The sequence below is a fragment of the Arthrobacter sp. W4I7 genome (genome assembly GCF_030816215.1).
Taxonomy (GTDB): Bacteria; Actinomycetota; Actinomycetes; order Actinomycetales; family Micrococcaceae; genus Arthrobacter; species Arthrobacter siccitolerans_A.
On the sequence record NZ_JAUSXU010000001.1, the window covers coordinates 1466352 to 1480275 of the forward strand.

Genomic DNA, 13924 nt, shown 5'->3' on the forward strand with positions numbered 1-13924 from the left:
TCTGCGCGCGGTTCTGCTGGGAGATCGGCGTTGTCAGTTGACGCTGCCAAGCTCCTTGGCCTCCTGGGCCTCCATGCGGGGATCGGTGCCGAGGAGCCGCCGCAGGGAGGCCAGCCTGGCTTCCCCGGTGGCGCCGGCATGTCCGCCGGCCACCCAGGCATCCAGGCCGCAGTTCACGGCATTGGCGGTGTGCTTGCAGCCCCGTTCGCAGTCTTCGGTGCCGGGGGAGAGGTCCGGGAAGGAGCGCAGGATCCGGTCCGGGTCCACGTGGGCCAGGCCGAAGGAGCGGATGCCTGGGGTGTCGATGATCCAGCTGCCCGGCGGTGCATCCGCAAGCCTCAGCGCCAGGGCGGACGATGACGTGTGGCGCCCGCGTCCGGTCACGGCGTTGACCCCGCCGGTGGCACGCTCGGCCCCGGTGAGGGCGTTGACCATGGTGGACTTGCCCACGCCGGAATGGCCGAGCATCACGGTGACCTTGCCGTCCAGGAAGTCCCGCAGTTCTGCCACCGCTTTGCTGTCAAGGCGGGCCGACAATCCGTCATCGGAGCGGGCGTCGATGCCCGAAGCGCTGGAATCCGCCGTCCGGCTGATGATTACGGGGAAGTCCAGGTGCGTGTAGTTTGCCAACAGCTCCGCCGGATCCTTGACGTCCGCCTTGGTGACCAGCAGGATCGGCTCGATCCCGGCGTCATACGCAGCCACCAGGGCACGGTCGATGAAGCCGGTGCGCGGCTCCGGGTTCGCGGCAGCCACTACGATCACCAGCTGGTCGGCGTTGGCCACCACTGCCCGCTCCACAGGATCGGTATCGTCGGCGCTGCGCCGAAGGAGGGTCCTGCGGTCCTGGATTTTTACCAGCCGGGCCAGCGTGTTGGGGTCGCCGGAAACGTCACCCACGAGCGACACAAAATCGCCGGCCACCACGGGGTTCCGGCGCAGCTCGCGTGCCCTGGCGGCGATGACAACGCGCTCGTTGCCGGAGTCTTCACCCACCACTGCCGTGTACCGGCCGCGGTCAACAGTGACGATGCGGCCGGTGACGGCGTCGTCGTGGCTCGGCCGGTCCTTGGTGCGGGGCCTGGAACCTTTTTTGCTGGGCCGGATGCGGACATCCGACTCGTCCCAGGAGTCAGTGCTCCGGGCCACCGGTGGAACCTTCCGCCGCGGCGCCGATGGGGCCCGTTTGGGCCAGCATGTCTGCCCACAGCCGGGGAAAGTCCGGCATGGTCTTCGCGGTGGTGGCGATGTCCTCTACCTCGACCCCGTCTACCGCCAGGCCGAGGATGGCTCCGGCAGTGGCCATGCGGTGGTCAGCGTAACTGTGAACGACGCCGGCGTGCAGCTTCGCAGGCCGGATCACCAGGCCATCGCTGGTCTCCTCGGCGTCACCGCCCAGGCGGTTGATCTCCGTGACCAGGGCTGCCAGCCGGTCCGTCTCATGCCCGCGCAGGTGCGCGATTCCAGTGAGCCGGGAGGGGCCGGTGGCCAGGGCGCAGAGGGCGGCGACTGTGGGCGCCAGTTCGCTGGTGTCCGCGAAATCGGCACCCTTGATTTCCTGCCCGCCCGTGACCGTGAGGACGCCGTCGCGCAGGCTGACCTCGGCGCCCATCTCGGCCAGGATGGTGCGCCAGAGATCGCCTACCTGCTGCGTCTGCTCAGGCCAGCCCGGAACCCGGACGGTTCCGCCGGAAGCCAGGGCCGCAGCAAGGAATGGTCCGGCGTTGGAGAGGTCCTGCTCGATCTGCTGGTCGAAGGCGCGGATGGGCCCGGGAGCAACAACCCAGTGGTTCGGCACTGAATCGTCAACCACAACGCCGGCGCCCCGCAGGACGGCAACTGTCATGTTGATGTGGTCCAGGCTGGGCACCGGTTTGCCGACGTGCTCCAGGTGCAGCCCCTCGGTGAACCTTGCGCCCACCAACAACAGGGCGGAGACAAACTGCGATGAGGCGCTTGCGTCGATGACCAGGTGGCCGCCGCGGACTTCGCCTGACCCTTCCACCACGAACGGCAAGGACGACGGCGTGCCGCCATCCTCCGCGGATACGGCCACTCCCAGCGCCTTCAGCGCTTCGATGATGGTTCCCATGGGCCGGTTGCGGGCGTGCGGGTCGCCGTCGAACAGGCTGGCGCCGTTTCGCAGCGCTGCCAGCGGCGGCACGAACCGCATCACCGTGCCGGCGAGGCCGCAGTCGATCGTGGCGGCTGACGGTGCCGCGTCCGCCGCGATCGGGAGGATCTCCAGATCCGGCCCGAAAGCCCCGTCCCCCGGTACCTCGGTGATAGTGGCGCCGAGCTGCCGGAGCGCCTCGATCATCAGTGCGGAGTCCCGGGAATGCAGCGGTGCGCGCAACCGCGACGGGCCGTCGGCGAGTGCGGCCAGCACCAGATACCGGTTGGTCAACGACTTCGAGCCCGGCACGGTGACCGTGGCATCCACCGGGCGGGCGGCGAAGGGGGCGGGCCAGTGGGGGAGGAGCGCTCCGGAGTTGTCCCGGGTGGCGGCGGCTGGTGCGGTCATGTCCTGCTTATGCCCCCGTGGCCTGTTCGACGGCGCGGCGCACGGCTTTGTCGGCTTTGTGCAGCTTCTTGTTCGTGGTCTTCCGGGCATCGGCGGCCAGGTGCGCCGCCCCCTTCCTCGCGTCGGCCGCCAGGTGCTCGGCACGCCAGGCGAGCCCCGGCTTGCCTGCCGTGTCCACGGAAGCAAGCAATGCCCCGCCGCTCAGGGACAGGTTCTTCAGCAGCTGGTTGCGGCGGTTCCCGCGACCTTCCTTGCTGCTGATATCCGCGCTGCGCCACTCGACGAACGTGTTCAACAGCGAAACCACGGTCAGCACGGTCGCTGAAAGACGGGAGAACTTCCCCAGCCCGAACAGGACACCGGCACCCACCTGTGTTCCGCCGATAATCCGCGCCAGTGTCTTCTCGTCCGTCTGGAACGGCAACGCGGCCGTTGCCTTGCTCAGCAGGGGCGAGAGCTGTTGCGCGGTGTCGTCGGCGTTTTTGAGCTTATCCATTCCGGCGAGAACAAAACTGGAAGCCAGCATGGGCCGTGCGAGTGTGCGGACAAAGGACATGGATTTCCTCCTGGGTGGACGAACCGCGTCGGGTGCGGCGGAGTCCGTTCTAGTCTTGCACTTTTGGGGAATATTTGCCCGAAGCCGCAGGTTATGGAAACTGGGCCTGGAAAGCCGGGCCCGCAAGACAAAGCACCGGACAACAGAGCGGAGTTGGCCTTTGAGGCGGGTGTTGGACGGAATCGATGCAGCAGGCCCGGTGGCCATGGACTCGTTGGGGGCCGAACCCCCCGCGTATGGGTCGGCGCGTGCGCAGAGCCTGACAGTAGACTTGAAGGCAATGAGCACCCTGGATCCGGCCGTTTCGGCCATGTATGACGCTTCGCAGAACGAAGCCAAGAGCAGCGCTGATACCCGGCCCGAGCCGCCAGAGCCAACGGAAGGCCCCGTGCCAACGGAAGGCTCTGTGCCGCCCGCGGGAGCGGCTGAGGAAGCGGTGGACGTTTCCACGGAATCGGACGAGGAACGCCGGGTCCGGTTTGAACGCGACGCCATGCAGTACGTCGATCAGCTGTATTCGGCGGCCATGCGGATGGCCCGGAACCCGGCTGACGCGGAGGACCTTGTCCAGGAGGCCTACACCAAGGCTTTTTCTGCGTTCCACCAGTACAAGCCGGGAACCAACCTCAAGGCGTGGCTGTACCGGATTCTGACGAACACCTATATCAACCTGTACCGCAAACGGCAGCGGGAACCGCTTCGGTCCAACTCGGACACCATCGAGGACTGGCAGTTGGCGCGTGCTGAGTCGCACACCTCCAGCGGGCTGCGTTCTGCTGAAGCAGAGGCGCTGGATCACCTGCCGGATTCCGACGTCAAACGCGCCCTTCAGGCCATCCCCGAGGAATTCCGCCTGGCGGTGTACTTCGCGGATGTTGAAGGGTTTGCCTACAAGGAAATTTCGGACATCATGAACACCCCTATCGGCACAGTGATGTCCAGGCTTCACCGCGGCCGAAGAATGCTGCGGGACATGCTCGGGGAATACGCCGCCGAGCGCGGATTCAAAACAGCCGCAGATGCACCCGACGCGGCAGAAAGCAAACAACAGGAGAACAGGAAATGAGCGACTGCCAGGGATTGGGCGACTGCGACGATACCAGGATGCAACGCATCTACGAGTACCTTGACGGCGCATTGACCCGTGAGGACATCACGGAGATCAAGACACACCTCGATGAGTGCCCCGAATGTACGGAGCAGTACGACCTTGAGTGCGTGATCCGCAACATGGTGAAGCGTTCCTGCACTGAAGCGGCGCCGGCGAACCTCAAGAACGCCATCCTGGACCGGATCCACTCGATCCGTCCAGTGGACGCATAGGGAGTACCGGACCCGCGGGGCACCGTCCCCCAGCCCAGGGCAGCGGGACCCAGGACTGCGGGAGCCTGCAGATAAGCCAAGAACAAAGGACCCCGGAAGCCGAGTGGCTTCCGGGGTCCTTTGCTGTAACCGCTGTACCTGGCATGTGCCTAGGTGTTGGGGCGCTTCCCGTGGTTCGCGCCGCCACGCTTACGGTCACGACGCTTGCGTGCACGCTTGCTCATAGCTGGCCTCCTTACTGTTGTACTCAAAAGAGCTGCCCTCAAGTCTCCCACATGATCTGACGCCCCGCGAACCGGCAACCGCCGCATGACCTGCGGTTCGGTGACCGAAGAACGCGGACCCAGCATGGGAGGCCGGCTACGAACCGGGCTTGGCAGCTAGGTCCGGACCGAGTTTCGGATAGCGATACCGGCCTGCTCCAGCACCGTCCTGACCGTTTCCAGGACCACGGGGCTGAGAGGCTGCTTGCCTGCCTGCAGCCGGAGTTCGGCACGGAGGTCGTCCCTGAACGCCTGGAGCATGAGCTCGGCTTCCCTGAGCGACGCCTTGCCGTCTGCGGCCGGACTGCCTTTGAGCGCTGTGAAAGCGGCAGACGCTGCGCCGGCCCGGGCAGCCTCCGCCGTGGCCGCAAGATCGGCCCGCAGTCCGCGCATGTTGCTGCGGATGTCCTCCCGGAGGTTGTCTGCCAGCCGGCGCACCGAGGCTGAGATCTCTTTTTCTACAGCTGCCAGTTCCTCACGGCGAAGGTTTAGTTCCGCCAGACCGGCTGGGGTGATGCGGTAGTTGGTGCGGCGGCCGGAGGCTTCGGTGGCTACCAGGCCTTCTTCCTCCAGTTTCCCCAGCCGCGGGTAGATGGTGCCGGCGCTGGGGGAGTAGGTGCCGCCGAACCGCTCCTTGAGGGCCTTGATGAGTTCGTAGCCGTGCTTGGGACCGGACTCGAGCAGGGCAAGCAGGTAAAGCCGCAGGGCGCCGTGGGCGAAGACAGCGGGCATCAGCGCCGTTCTTCCGCGGGCCCCGGCATGTTTCCGTTCGCTTCGCCGGGCCGGGCGCTGTGGAGGATGGAGGTTTTGCCCGACACGGAGTTGGTCCTCACCAGCATGAGCACGGCGTCAGGGCCGGCAATCGTCTCCACCTTGCCGCCAGCCACGTGGTACTGCTGGTTGCCGATAACCACAGCCCCCGTGGCAGACTTGGCCACCACATCCACCCCGACGTCATGCGGGATCCGGATGGTGAGGTCCCCTGAGACGGAATTTGCACCGAAATCCTGGGTGAAACCCATCAGGTCGAAATTCATGTCGCCACTGACCGTGTTGGCACGGATGTGGCTGAAGTGGCCGGAAGCCGTGACCTGGCCGGAGACGGTCTTGGCGGTGAGGACCCCGCTGTGATGGCGAACGCTGACCTCCCCGCTGACGGTGGTGACGAACAGTTCGCCGTCGGTGCCGTCCGCCATCACGGAACCGGACACGGTGTTCAGGCGGGTGCGGGCGGCCATCCCCGACACCAGGCCGTCACCGCTGACGGTGCCTGCCTCAACATCAACTGTGGCAGGAAGGGCAATGCTGATGACGGCGTAGTTCTCGCTGTGGTGGTTGACCGTTCCCATGAGGTTCTTGAACCAGCCCTTCGGCCCGTGAAGCTGGTGGCGGACCTCCAGCCGGCCGTTTTCCAGCGAAACGGCAACGGGATCGCCCTGCACCTCCGAAACCTCGATCCGGGTATAGGGCTGTTCATGGGCTATTACGTCGAACCGGCCCCGGACCATTCCCAGTTTCAGTGCCGAGACGGACTCGACGTCGATGGTCTGCCCGCCGGTGACAGTCCAGTTCTGATCAGCCATGGTTCCTCCGGAGACGATATATCGTGTCTGACCAACGTACTCCCGGCACGGTCGCAGTTCAAGATATATCGCGAATGATCCTTACTCCGGAACTGCCATGCCCAGCCACTGGAACCAGCCGCGGTGCAGCACCAGCCACGCCATCAGGCCATAGCCGGCCTGCCCCGGGGTGCCTCCGTTGGCGGCAAGGTCCTGGCGCCACTGTTCGTGGTTCAGGAGCGGAGAGAACGTATCCACGTAGAGGTGCTTGCGGCGTGTGGTGACGTCCGCGAAAGCAGTGTTTAACTCGTCCAGCCGCCTGTTCTGGGCCGGGTCAAGGGTGGGCGGCGGTCCGACAACAAACACCTCCAGCCGGTTCTGTGAGGCGGAGTCGAGGATGTTGGCCAGGTTCAGCCGGCTGCGTGCAGTGGAAAGCCCGAACTCGATGTCCCGGCCCGAGAGCCCGATCACCAGGCGGTTCTCGGACTGGTCGCTGAACCGACGGCCTGCTTCGTCCAGCCAGCGTGCGGCCAGGCCTTCCGTTCCTTCCTGCGGGCAGGGGAGTGGATAGCTTTCCAGGATCATTCCGTCCTGTGGAGTGCGGGCCAGTACCCGGCCCAGCCAGCCGAGCGCGCGGGGGTCACCCAGTCCGGCCAGCAGTTCATCTCCTACAGCTGCGATGCGCAGCTTCCTGTCTTCCACACGTTCCTCTTTACTTCGGTGCTGACTGCCCGCCGCGACCTGCGGCTTCGTCCTGGCTGCCCGGGCGGGCGCTGTCCATCCCATTAAACAGAACTGCCCGGCCGGAGTCTGGTATTTCGACGTCCGGCCGGGCAGCCTTACTGGTTATTACCGTGCAAATGCCTGCTTCAGCAGGGCATCCTGCTCTGCGGCGTGGCGCTTCATGGAGCCGGCAGCCGTGGAGGCCGACGCCGGACGCGACACGAGGCGGACCTTCCGGTCAAGCGCGTCCGGAAGGTTCAGGCCGATGAACGGCCACGGCCCCTGGTTGGCGGGCTCATCCTGCGCCCACACAACCTCGGCGTTCGGGTACTTGGCCAGTTCCGCAGCGATCTCCGCGTGGGGCAGCGGGTAAAGCTGCTCCACCCGGACGATTGCCGTCGTCTTGTCGCCGGTCTTCTGCCGCGTGGACAGGAGATCGTAGTAAAGGCGGCCGGAGACCAGCAGGACGCGCTCGACGGCGTCTGCGGCCAGCTGCTCATGATCGGCGATGACAGGGCGGAAGGTGCCGTTGGTGAAGTCTTCCACGGAGGAGGCAGCACCCTTGAGGCGGAGCAGCTGCTTGGGTGTGAAGATGATCAGCGGCTTCCGCGGACGGCTGTAGGCCTGGCGGCGCAGCAGGTGGAAGTGCGAGGCCGCCGTAGTGGGGTTGGCCACGATCATGTTTTCTTCGGCACACATCTGCAGGAACCGCTCGATCCTTGCGGACGAGTGGTCCGGGCCCTGGCCCTCGTAGCCGTGCGGAAGCATCAGCACCAGCGAGGAGCGCTGGCCCCACTTCTGCTCGGCCGACGAGATGAACTCGTCGATGATGGTCTGGGCGCCGTTGACGAAGTCGCCGAACTGGGCCTCCCAGAGGACGAGGGCGTCGGGGCGTTCCACGGAGTAGCCGTATTCGAAGCCCATGGCTGCGTATTCGGACAGCAGCGAATCGTAGATCCACAGCTTGGCCTGGTCGTCGGAGAGGTTGCCCAGCGGCAGCCATTCCTTGCCGTTGGCGCGGTCATGGAAGACGGCGTGGCGCTGCACGAACGTTCCTCGGCGCGAGTCCTGGCCGGCCAGGCGGACAGGAACCCCTTCCATGATGAGGGAGCCAAAGGCTGCGATCTCGCCAAAGCCCCAGTCGATGCCGCCTTCACGTGACATCTGCTCACGCTTCTCGAGCAGTTGCTTGAGCTTGGCGTGGACGGTGAAGCCCTCGGGAACCTCCACATGCGCCTTGCCGATCCGGGCCAGCGTGTCCGCGGAGATGGCCGTGGACACGGGCGCGTTGATGCTGGAATCGGACTGCTGGGCGATGGGCCGCTCGATGTCCGATACTGCTGCGGAATCCGCAGTGATGATCGGAATCGGGGAGGTCTGGGCTGCGTGGGTCTCAGCGAAGACGCGCTCCAGCCGTTCCTGGTAGTCGCGGAGCAGCTGCTCGGCTTCTTCCTCGGTGATGTCCCCACGGCCGATCAGCGACTCGGTGTAGAGCTTGCGCACCGAACGCTTGGCTTCGATCAGGTTGTACATCAGCGGCTGGGTCATCGAGGGGTCGTCGCCCTCGTTGTGCCCGCGGCGGCGGTAGCAGACCATGTCAATGACAACGTCCTTGTGGAACCGCTGGCGGAACTCGTAGGCGAGCTGGCCGATGCGGACCACGGCCTCGGGGTCGTCGCCGTTCACGTGGAACACCGGTGCCTGGATCATCTTGGCAACGTCGGTGGAGTACGTGGACGAGCGGGACGAGGAAGGAGCCGTGGTGAAGCCCACCTGGTTGTTGACCACCACGTGGATGGTTCCGCCGGTACGGTAGCCCCGCAGCTGGGAGAGGTTCAGGGTTTCGGCCACCACGCCCTGGCCGGCGAAAGCGGCGTCGCCGTGGACCACGATGGGAAGGACCGGGAAGGACTCGCCCTGGTCCAGGCGGTCCTGCTTGGCGCGGACGATGCCCTCGAGCACCGGGTCCACTGCTTCCAGGTGGGACGGGTTGGCAGCCAGGTAGACCTTGGTCTCCTTGCCGTTGTCCGAGGTGAACGTGCCCTCGGTGCCCAGGTGGTACTTGACGTCGCCGGAACCCTGGACCGAGCGGGGATCCTGGGTGCCCTCGAACTCGCGGAACACCTGTGCGTAGGTCTTGCCGGCGATGTTGGTCAGAACGTTCAGGCGGCCGCGGTGGGCCATGCCGATGGCGACTTCATCCAGGCCGTCGTCGGCGGCGTCGGACAGGATGGCGTCCAGCAGCGGAATCAGGGACTCGCCGCCTTCGAGGGAGAAGCGCTTCTGGCCCACGAACTTCGTCTGCAGGAAGGTCTCGAAGGCCTCGGCGGCGTTCAGCTTGGAGACGATGCGCAGCTGCTCTTCACGGCTGGGCTTCGAGTACGGGTGCTCGAGCTGGTCCTGGAACCACTTGCGCTCGGCAGGGTCCTGGATGTGCATGTACTCGATGCCCGTGGTGCGGCAGTAGGCGTCGCGGAGGACACCCAGGATGTCGCGGAATTTGAGCATCGGCTTACCGCCGAAACCGCCCGTGGGCCACTCGCGGTCCAGGTCCCACAGAGTCAGGCCGTACGTCAGGACGTCAAGGTCCGGGTGCTTGCGCTGGACGTATTCGAGCGGATCGGTGTCCGCCATCAGGTGGCCCCGGACCCGGTAGGAGTGGATCAGCTGCTGGATCCGGGCCACCTTGTTGATCTCGTCGGCAGGGTCGACCTGCTTGTCCGCGCTCCAGCGAACGGGCTCGTACGGAATGCGCAGGGACTCGAAGATATCGTCGTAGAAGTTCTGCGCGCCGAGCAGCAGCTGGTGGACCAGCTTCAGGAACTCGCCGCTGCCGGCACCCTGGATCACGCGGTGATCGTAGGTGGAGGTCAGGGTGAGGACCTTGCTGATGGCGTTCTGGGCGATGATCTTCTCGCTGGCACCCTGGAATTCGGCAGGGTAGTCCAGGGCACCGACGCCGATGATGGCCGCCTGGCCCTTGGAAAGACGGGGCACCGAGTGCACGGTGCCGATGCCGCCCGGGTTGGTCAGGGACACGGTGGTGCCCTGGTGGTCGTCAGCAGTCAGCTTGCCGTTGCGGGCGCGCTTGATGAGGTCCTCGTAAGTGTGCCAGAACTCGGAGAAGTTGAGGGTTTCTGCCTTCTTGATGTTCGGCACCATCAGCAGGCGGGTTCCATCGGGCTTGGGCATGTCGATGGCGATGCCGAAGTTGACGTGCGCCGGCTGGACTGCAACGGGCTTGCCGTCCACTTCGTCGTAGTACACGTTCATGGAAGGGAACTGGGACAGCGCGCGGATGACGGCGTAGCCGATCAGGTGCGTGAAGGAGACCTTGCCGCCGCGGGCGCGGGCGAGGTTGGAGTTGATGACCACCCGGTTGTCAATCAGCAGCTTGGCGGGGATGGCCCGGACGCTGGTGGCGGTGGGCACCTCCAGGCTGGTGACCATGTTGGTGGCAATGGCCTTGGCCGGTCCGCGCAGGACCGACACGACGTCCTCTTCCGGGGCCGTGGGGGCCTTGACGTTCTTGGGCAGCTGCGCCGGGATGGGCTGCGAACCCGTGCCCGCTTCAGTCTTCTTGGCGCCGTCACGCGCCACGGTGGCGGGGGCTTTCTTGACGGGAGCCGGGGCCGCGGCAGGTGCCGCAGAGGCAGGCGGGGCCGACGGCGGAGCGGGCGGGGCTGCAGCCGGCTGCGCTGCCGGTGCCGCAGGAGCAACGTTTACAACCGGCATTTCCCTGGTTGCGGGGTGGGCAGTGGCTTGCGCCGAATTTCCGTTGGAAGAAGAACTGCTGCCCGAGCCGAAAGACTCAAACAGCGGCCACCATTTGGCGTCGACAGCGTTCTTGTCCTTTTGGTACTGCTCGTACAGTTCGTCAACGAGCCACTCGTTTCCGCCAAATTCCTCTGGTAGACGGTGGCTAGGCTGCTCTGGCACTTGAAATACGCCTCTTCCATGAGTTTGATTTCTCTCCGGCCCACGGTGCCTCAGCACTACGTTTCAACCGGTCTCTGCGTCCTCTGAACCCAGACCATTGCCAGTCTAGTGAGCATCTTGTGGTAACTGCCAATAAGGGTGACCCAAATCATGATGAGACGCGAAACAGGCTGAATATGGCGGCCGCGGTACGGCTGCCATCTGCCGGTTGCAGGGAGCGGACCAGCCGGTGCCGGGGCCCCTGGCCAGGGCGCGGCGGAGCGGATCTGCTCCTGTAGACTGAAATTCTTATGGACAGTAAATCTAGGTGCCGGCCTGGGGGCTGTCAGCGGGGCGTAAGCAGCGCCGCACAGTCCACCCGAAGAGCCGGCAAACCCCGAACACGCGCCCATCACCATTCGCCGGCCTTGCCGGCAGGAGCTGCAGAGGAAACTGCGTCGGCCTCGGCTGACCACCCTCCGCCGGACCGATATTACTGGCGTCGCTCCTTAACTGTTCCGCCCTTCTCCACTGCCACCGCTGTCCGGGCGGGATGCTGAATGGAATGGCTCCTCCTTGCAGCGGGACTGCTGCTGATCGCCGGCACGGGCTTTTTTGTCGCCGTCGAATTTTCCCTTATCGCAATTGACCAGGCCACCGTACAAAGGGCAATTGACGACGGCGACGAGCGCGCCATCCCCTTGCTCCACTGCCTGAAGTCCCTCTCAACGCAGCTGTCCAGCTGCCAGTTGGGCATCACGCTGACCACCTTGCTGACCGGCTACGTGATGGAGCCATCGGTGGGCCGGCTCCTGGCAGCCCCGCTGGCCGCCGTCGGACTTCCTGACGTTGCGGTGGCCTCCGTCTCCCTGGTCCTGGCCATGGTGCTGGCCACCCTGCTCTCCATGCTCCTGGGCGAACTGGTGCCCAAGAACATGGCTATTGCGCTGTCCTTCCGCATGGGCCGCGCGCTGGCCCGGCCGCAGCTGGTCTTCACTGCCGTGTTCAAGCCCGCCATCGTGGTCCTGAACGGCTTCTCCAACAAGGTCCTTCATGTTTTTGGGCTGGAAGCCAAGGAAGAAATTTCCGGCGCCCGGACCCCTGCTGAGCTCGCATCCCTGGTGCGGCGCTCCGCGGCGATGGGCACCCTTGACGCCGGTACCGCAAACTTCGTATCCCGCACGCTGAATTTCTCCAGCCGTACCGCGGCAGACGTTATGACGCCCCGCATCCGCGTGGAAACGATCGAGGCGGACCAGCCGGTGTCCGACATCCTTGCTGCGGCACGCCGCACGGGGTACTCCCGGTTCCCGATCATTGGCGAATCCGCAGACGATATCAGGGGCCTCGTCCACGTCAAGAAAGCAGTGGCTGTCCCCTGGGACCGCCGGCAAAACCTCGAAGCCGGCGCCATCATGACCGAAGTCCTCCGTGTCCCGGAAACCATCCACCTGGATGCCCTGCTGGCGGAGCTGCGCGAAGGCAACCTGCAGCTGGCAGTTGTGCTGGACGAATATGGCGGAACTGCCGGGATCGCAACCCTCGAGGACCTCGTGGAGGAAATCGTGGGGGAGGTGGCGGACGAGCATGACAAGGTCCGCCCCGGCCTGCTGCAAAGTGCTTCCGGCGACTGGTACTTCCCCGGCCTGCTCCGCCCGGATGAACTCTCCGAGCAGATTCCCGGCCTTACTGTCCCTGATGAGGCAGCCTACGAAACCGTCGGCGGCTATGTCATGAGCAAGCTCGGCCGGATTGCGGCGGTAGGGGACACGGTGCCTGTGGAAGGCGGAACGCTGAGCGTCACCAGGATGGACGGCCGGCGGATCGACCGGATCTGCTTCCGCCCGGCTACATCCGGCCCCGAAACCGGGGACGATGCCGGCGGGACGAAAAACGGCAGGACGAACAACGACAGGACCGAACGATGAGCGACTGGGCCGGAATACTGTGGCTGGTGGTCCTCCTGTTCGGCAACGCGTTTTTTGTCGCCGCCGAGTTCGCCGTGATGTCGGCCCGCCGCAGCCAGATCGAGCCGCTGGCCGAGGCCGGTTCCAAACGGGCACAGACCACCTTGCGCGCCATGGAGAATGTTTCACTCATGCTGGCTTGTGCCCAGCTGGGCATTACGGTTTGTTCGCTGTTGATCCTGCTGGTGGCGGAGCCCGCCATCCATCACCTGCTGGCTGTGCCGCTGGAGACACTGGGCCTGCCCATGGAGATCGCTGACGTGGCGGCGTTCGCCGTGGCGCTGATGCTGGTGACGTTCCTGCACGTGACCTTCGGTGAAATGGTGCCGAAGAACATCTCGGTGTCCGTGGCGGACAAGGCGGCGCTCTTCCTCGCCCCGCCGCTGATGTTCGTGGCCCGGCTGGTGAACCCCGTGATCTCGGTTCTCAACTGGTCGGCGAACCACATCCTCAAGCTGCTCCGCATCGAGCCCAAGGATGAGGTGAACTCCACCTTCACTCTTGAGGAAGTGCAGTCCATTGTGCAGGAGTCCACCAGGCACGGCCTGGTGGATGACGAGGCGGGGCTGATCACCGGTGCGCTGGAATTTTCCGAGTACAATGCGGCGGACATCATGGTTCCGCTCGAGAAACTGGTCATGCTGAAGGCAGCCACCACGCCGGTGGAGTTCGAGAAGGCCGTGAGCCGCACCGGATTCTCCCGCTTCCCCATGCTCGACGATGACGACATGCTGTACGGCTACCTTCATGTGAAGGACGTGCTGTCCATTCATGAGGGGGCCTACGAGCGGCCCATCGCTGAGAGCCGGATCAGGTCACTGGCCAACCTCGCCCTGGACGACGAGATTGAAAAGGCAATGTCGGTGATGCAGCGGACAGGTTCGCACCTGGCGCGCGTGATCGGGCCCGACGGGAACACCAAGGGTGTCCTGTTCCTGGAAGATGTGATTGAGCAGCTGGTGGGCGAAATCCGGGACGCCACCCAGGCCAGGGGTGTCCGGCGGCTGGGCCAGCCCAACGGCGCTTAGCAGGCCTAAGCTCCCGGCTGGGCGCGTATACCTAAATAGGAATCATTCCTATTTAGGTAT

12 protein-coding genes are annotated in these 13924 nt (G+C 65.1%); 4 read left to right on the forward strand and 8 right to left on the reverse strand.

Annotated elements, in window-relative coordinates:
* Positions 1-33: 33 nt before the first annotated feature.
* The 3 genes from QF047_RS06755 to QF047_RS06765 are packed head-to-tail and all read right to left on the reverse strand — an operon-like array spanning position 34 to position 3080.
* Positions 34-1149 carry a ribosome small subunit-dependent GTPase A gene (locus QF047_RS06755; RefSeq protein WP_307275048.1) on the reverse strand — a complete coding sequence of 372 codons (1116 nt, stop codon included), beginning with the start codon at positions 1147-1149 and terminating at the stop codon, positions 34-36.
* Positions 1133-2524, reverse strand: coding sequence for a 3-phosphoshikimate 1-carboxyvinyltransferase (gene aroA / locus QF047_RS06760; RefSeq protein WP_307275051.1), 1392 nt, complete (start codon positions 2522-2524; stop codon positions 1133-1135). Before aroA ends, QF047_RS06755 begins: the two co-directional genes overlap by 17 nt.
* A gap of 7 nt (positions 2525-2531) precedes the next feature.
* Positions 2532-3080 carry a DoxX family protein gene (locus tag QF047_RS06765; RefSeq protein ID WP_306634368.1) on the reverse strand — a complete coding sequence of 183 codons (549 nt, stop codon included), beginning with the start codon at positions 3078-3080 and terminating at the stop codon, positions 2532-2534.
* Positions 3081-3285: 205 nt separating this feature from the next.
* Between QF047_RS06765 and QF047_RS06770 the strand changes: the two genes are divergently transcribed.
* Both QF047_RS06770 and rsrA read left to right on the forward strand, forming a co-directional pair.
* A complete protein-coding gene (locus QF047_RS06770; protein ID WP_373427798.1) occupies positions 3286-4146 on the forward strand; it encodes a sigma-70 family RNA polymerase sigma factor in 861 nt (286 codons plus the stop codon).
* The gene (rsrA, locus tag QF047_RS06775) at positions 4143-4403 is read left to right on the forward strand and encodes a mycothiol system anti-sigma-R factor (RefSeq protein WP_306634363.1); all 261 of its coding nucleotides are present in this window, start codon (positions 4143-4145) and stop codon (positions 4401-4403) included. The genes QF047_RS06770 and rsrA overlap by 4 nt, the downstream gene beginning before the upstream one ends.
* A gap of 149 nt (positions 4404-4552) precedes the next feature.
* Here rsrA and QF047_RS22325 read toward each other — a convergent pair whose 3' ends face one another.
* The 5 genes from QF047_RS22325 to QF047_RS06795 all read right to left on the reverse strand — a co-directional run bounded on the left by QF047_RS22325 (position 4553) and on the right by QF047_RS06795 (position 10890).
* On the reverse strand, positions 4553-4627 hold the full coding sequence (locus QF047_RS22325; protein ID WP_369299106.1) for a 50S ribosomal protein bL37: 75 nt from the start codon (positions 4625-4627) through the stop codon (positions 4553-4555).
* 156 nt (positions 4628-4783) lie between these two features.
* Complete coding sequence (locus QF047_RS06780) at positions 4784-5398, reverse strand: PadR family transcriptional regulator (RefSeq protein WP_306634361.1); 615 nt, start codon at positions 5396-5398, stop codon at positions 4784-4786.
* Complete coding sequence (locus tag QF047_RS06785) at positions 5398-6249, reverse strand: DUF4097 family beta strand repeat-containing protein (RefSeq protein WP_307275057.1); 852 nt, start codon at positions 6247-6249, stop codon at positions 5398-5400. The genes QF047_RS06780 and QF047_RS06785 overlap by 1 nt, the downstream gene beginning before the upstream one ends.
* A gap of 81 nt (positions 6250-6330) precedes the next feature.
* Positions 6331-6930, reverse strand: coding sequence for a GDSL-type esterase/lipase family protein (locus tag QF047_RS06790; protein ID WP_307275059.1), 600 nt, complete (start codon positions 6928-6930; stop codon positions 6331-6333).
* 147 nt (positions 6931-7077) lie between these two features.
* Entirely contained in the window at positions 7078-10890 is a 3813-nt protein-coding gene (locus tag QF047_RS06795) for a multifunctional oxoglutarate decarboxylase/oxoglutarate dehydrogenase thiamine pyrophosphate-binding subunit/dihydrolipoyllysine-residue succinyltransferase subunit (RefSeq protein WP_306634356.1), read from the reverse strand.
* 539 nt (positions 10891-11429) lie between these two features.
* Between QF047_RS06795 and QF047_RS06800 the strand changes: the two genes are divergently transcribed.
* Together QF047_RS06800 and QF047_RS06805 are read left to right on the forward strand one after the other, a co-directional pair.
* Positions 11430-12797, forward strand: a complete 1368-nt coding sequence (locus tag QF047_RS06800; protein WP_306634355.1) for a hemolysin family protein — start codon at positions 11430-11432, stop codon at positions 12795-12797.
* Positions 12794-13864 (forward strand): hemolysin family protein, encoded by a 1071-nt coding sequence (locus tag QF047_RS06805; RefSeq protein WP_307275062.1) that lies wholly within the window; start codon positions 12794-12796, stop codon positions 13862-13864. Before QF047_RS06800 ends, QF047_RS06805 begins: the two co-directional genes overlap by 4 nt.
* Positions 13865-13924 lie beyond the last annotated feature (60 nt).

Excerpts from the sequence above, each read along its gene's own strand:
- QF047_RS06800 (WP_306634355.1), top strand. The coding sequence starts at position 11,430 with ATGGAATGGCTCCTCCTTGCAGCGGGACTGCTGCTGATCGCCGGCACG.
- QF047_RS06765 (WP_306634368.1), bottom strand. The coding sequence starts at position 3,080 with ATGTCCTTTGTCCGCACACTCGCACGGCCCATGCTGGCTTCCAGTTTT.
- QF047_RS06785 (WP_307275057.1), bottom strand. The coding sequence starts at position 6,249 with ATGGCTGATCAGAACTGGACTGTCACCGGCGGGCAGACCATCGACGTC.
- rsrA (WP_306634363.1), top strand. The coding sequence starts at position 4,143 with ATGAGCGACTGCCAGGGATTGGGCGACTGCGACGATACCAGGATGCAA.
- QF047_RS06780 (WP_306634361.1), bottom strand. The coding sequence starts at position 5,398 with ATGCCCGCTGTCTTCGCCCACGGCGCCCTGCGGCTTTACCTGCTTGCC.
- QF047_RS06770 (WP_373427798.1), top strand. The coding sequence starts at position 3,286 with ATGGACTCGTTGGGGGCCGAACCCCCCGCGTATGGGTCGGCGCGTGCG.
- aroA (WP_307275051.1), bottom strand. The coding sequence starts at position 2,524 with ATGACCGCACCAGCCGCCGCCACCCGGGACAACTCCGGAGCGCTCCTC.
- QF047_RS06805 (WP_307275062.1), top strand. The coding sequence starts at position 12,794 with ATGAGCGACTGGGCCGGAATACTGTGGCTGGTGGTCCTCCTGTTCGGC.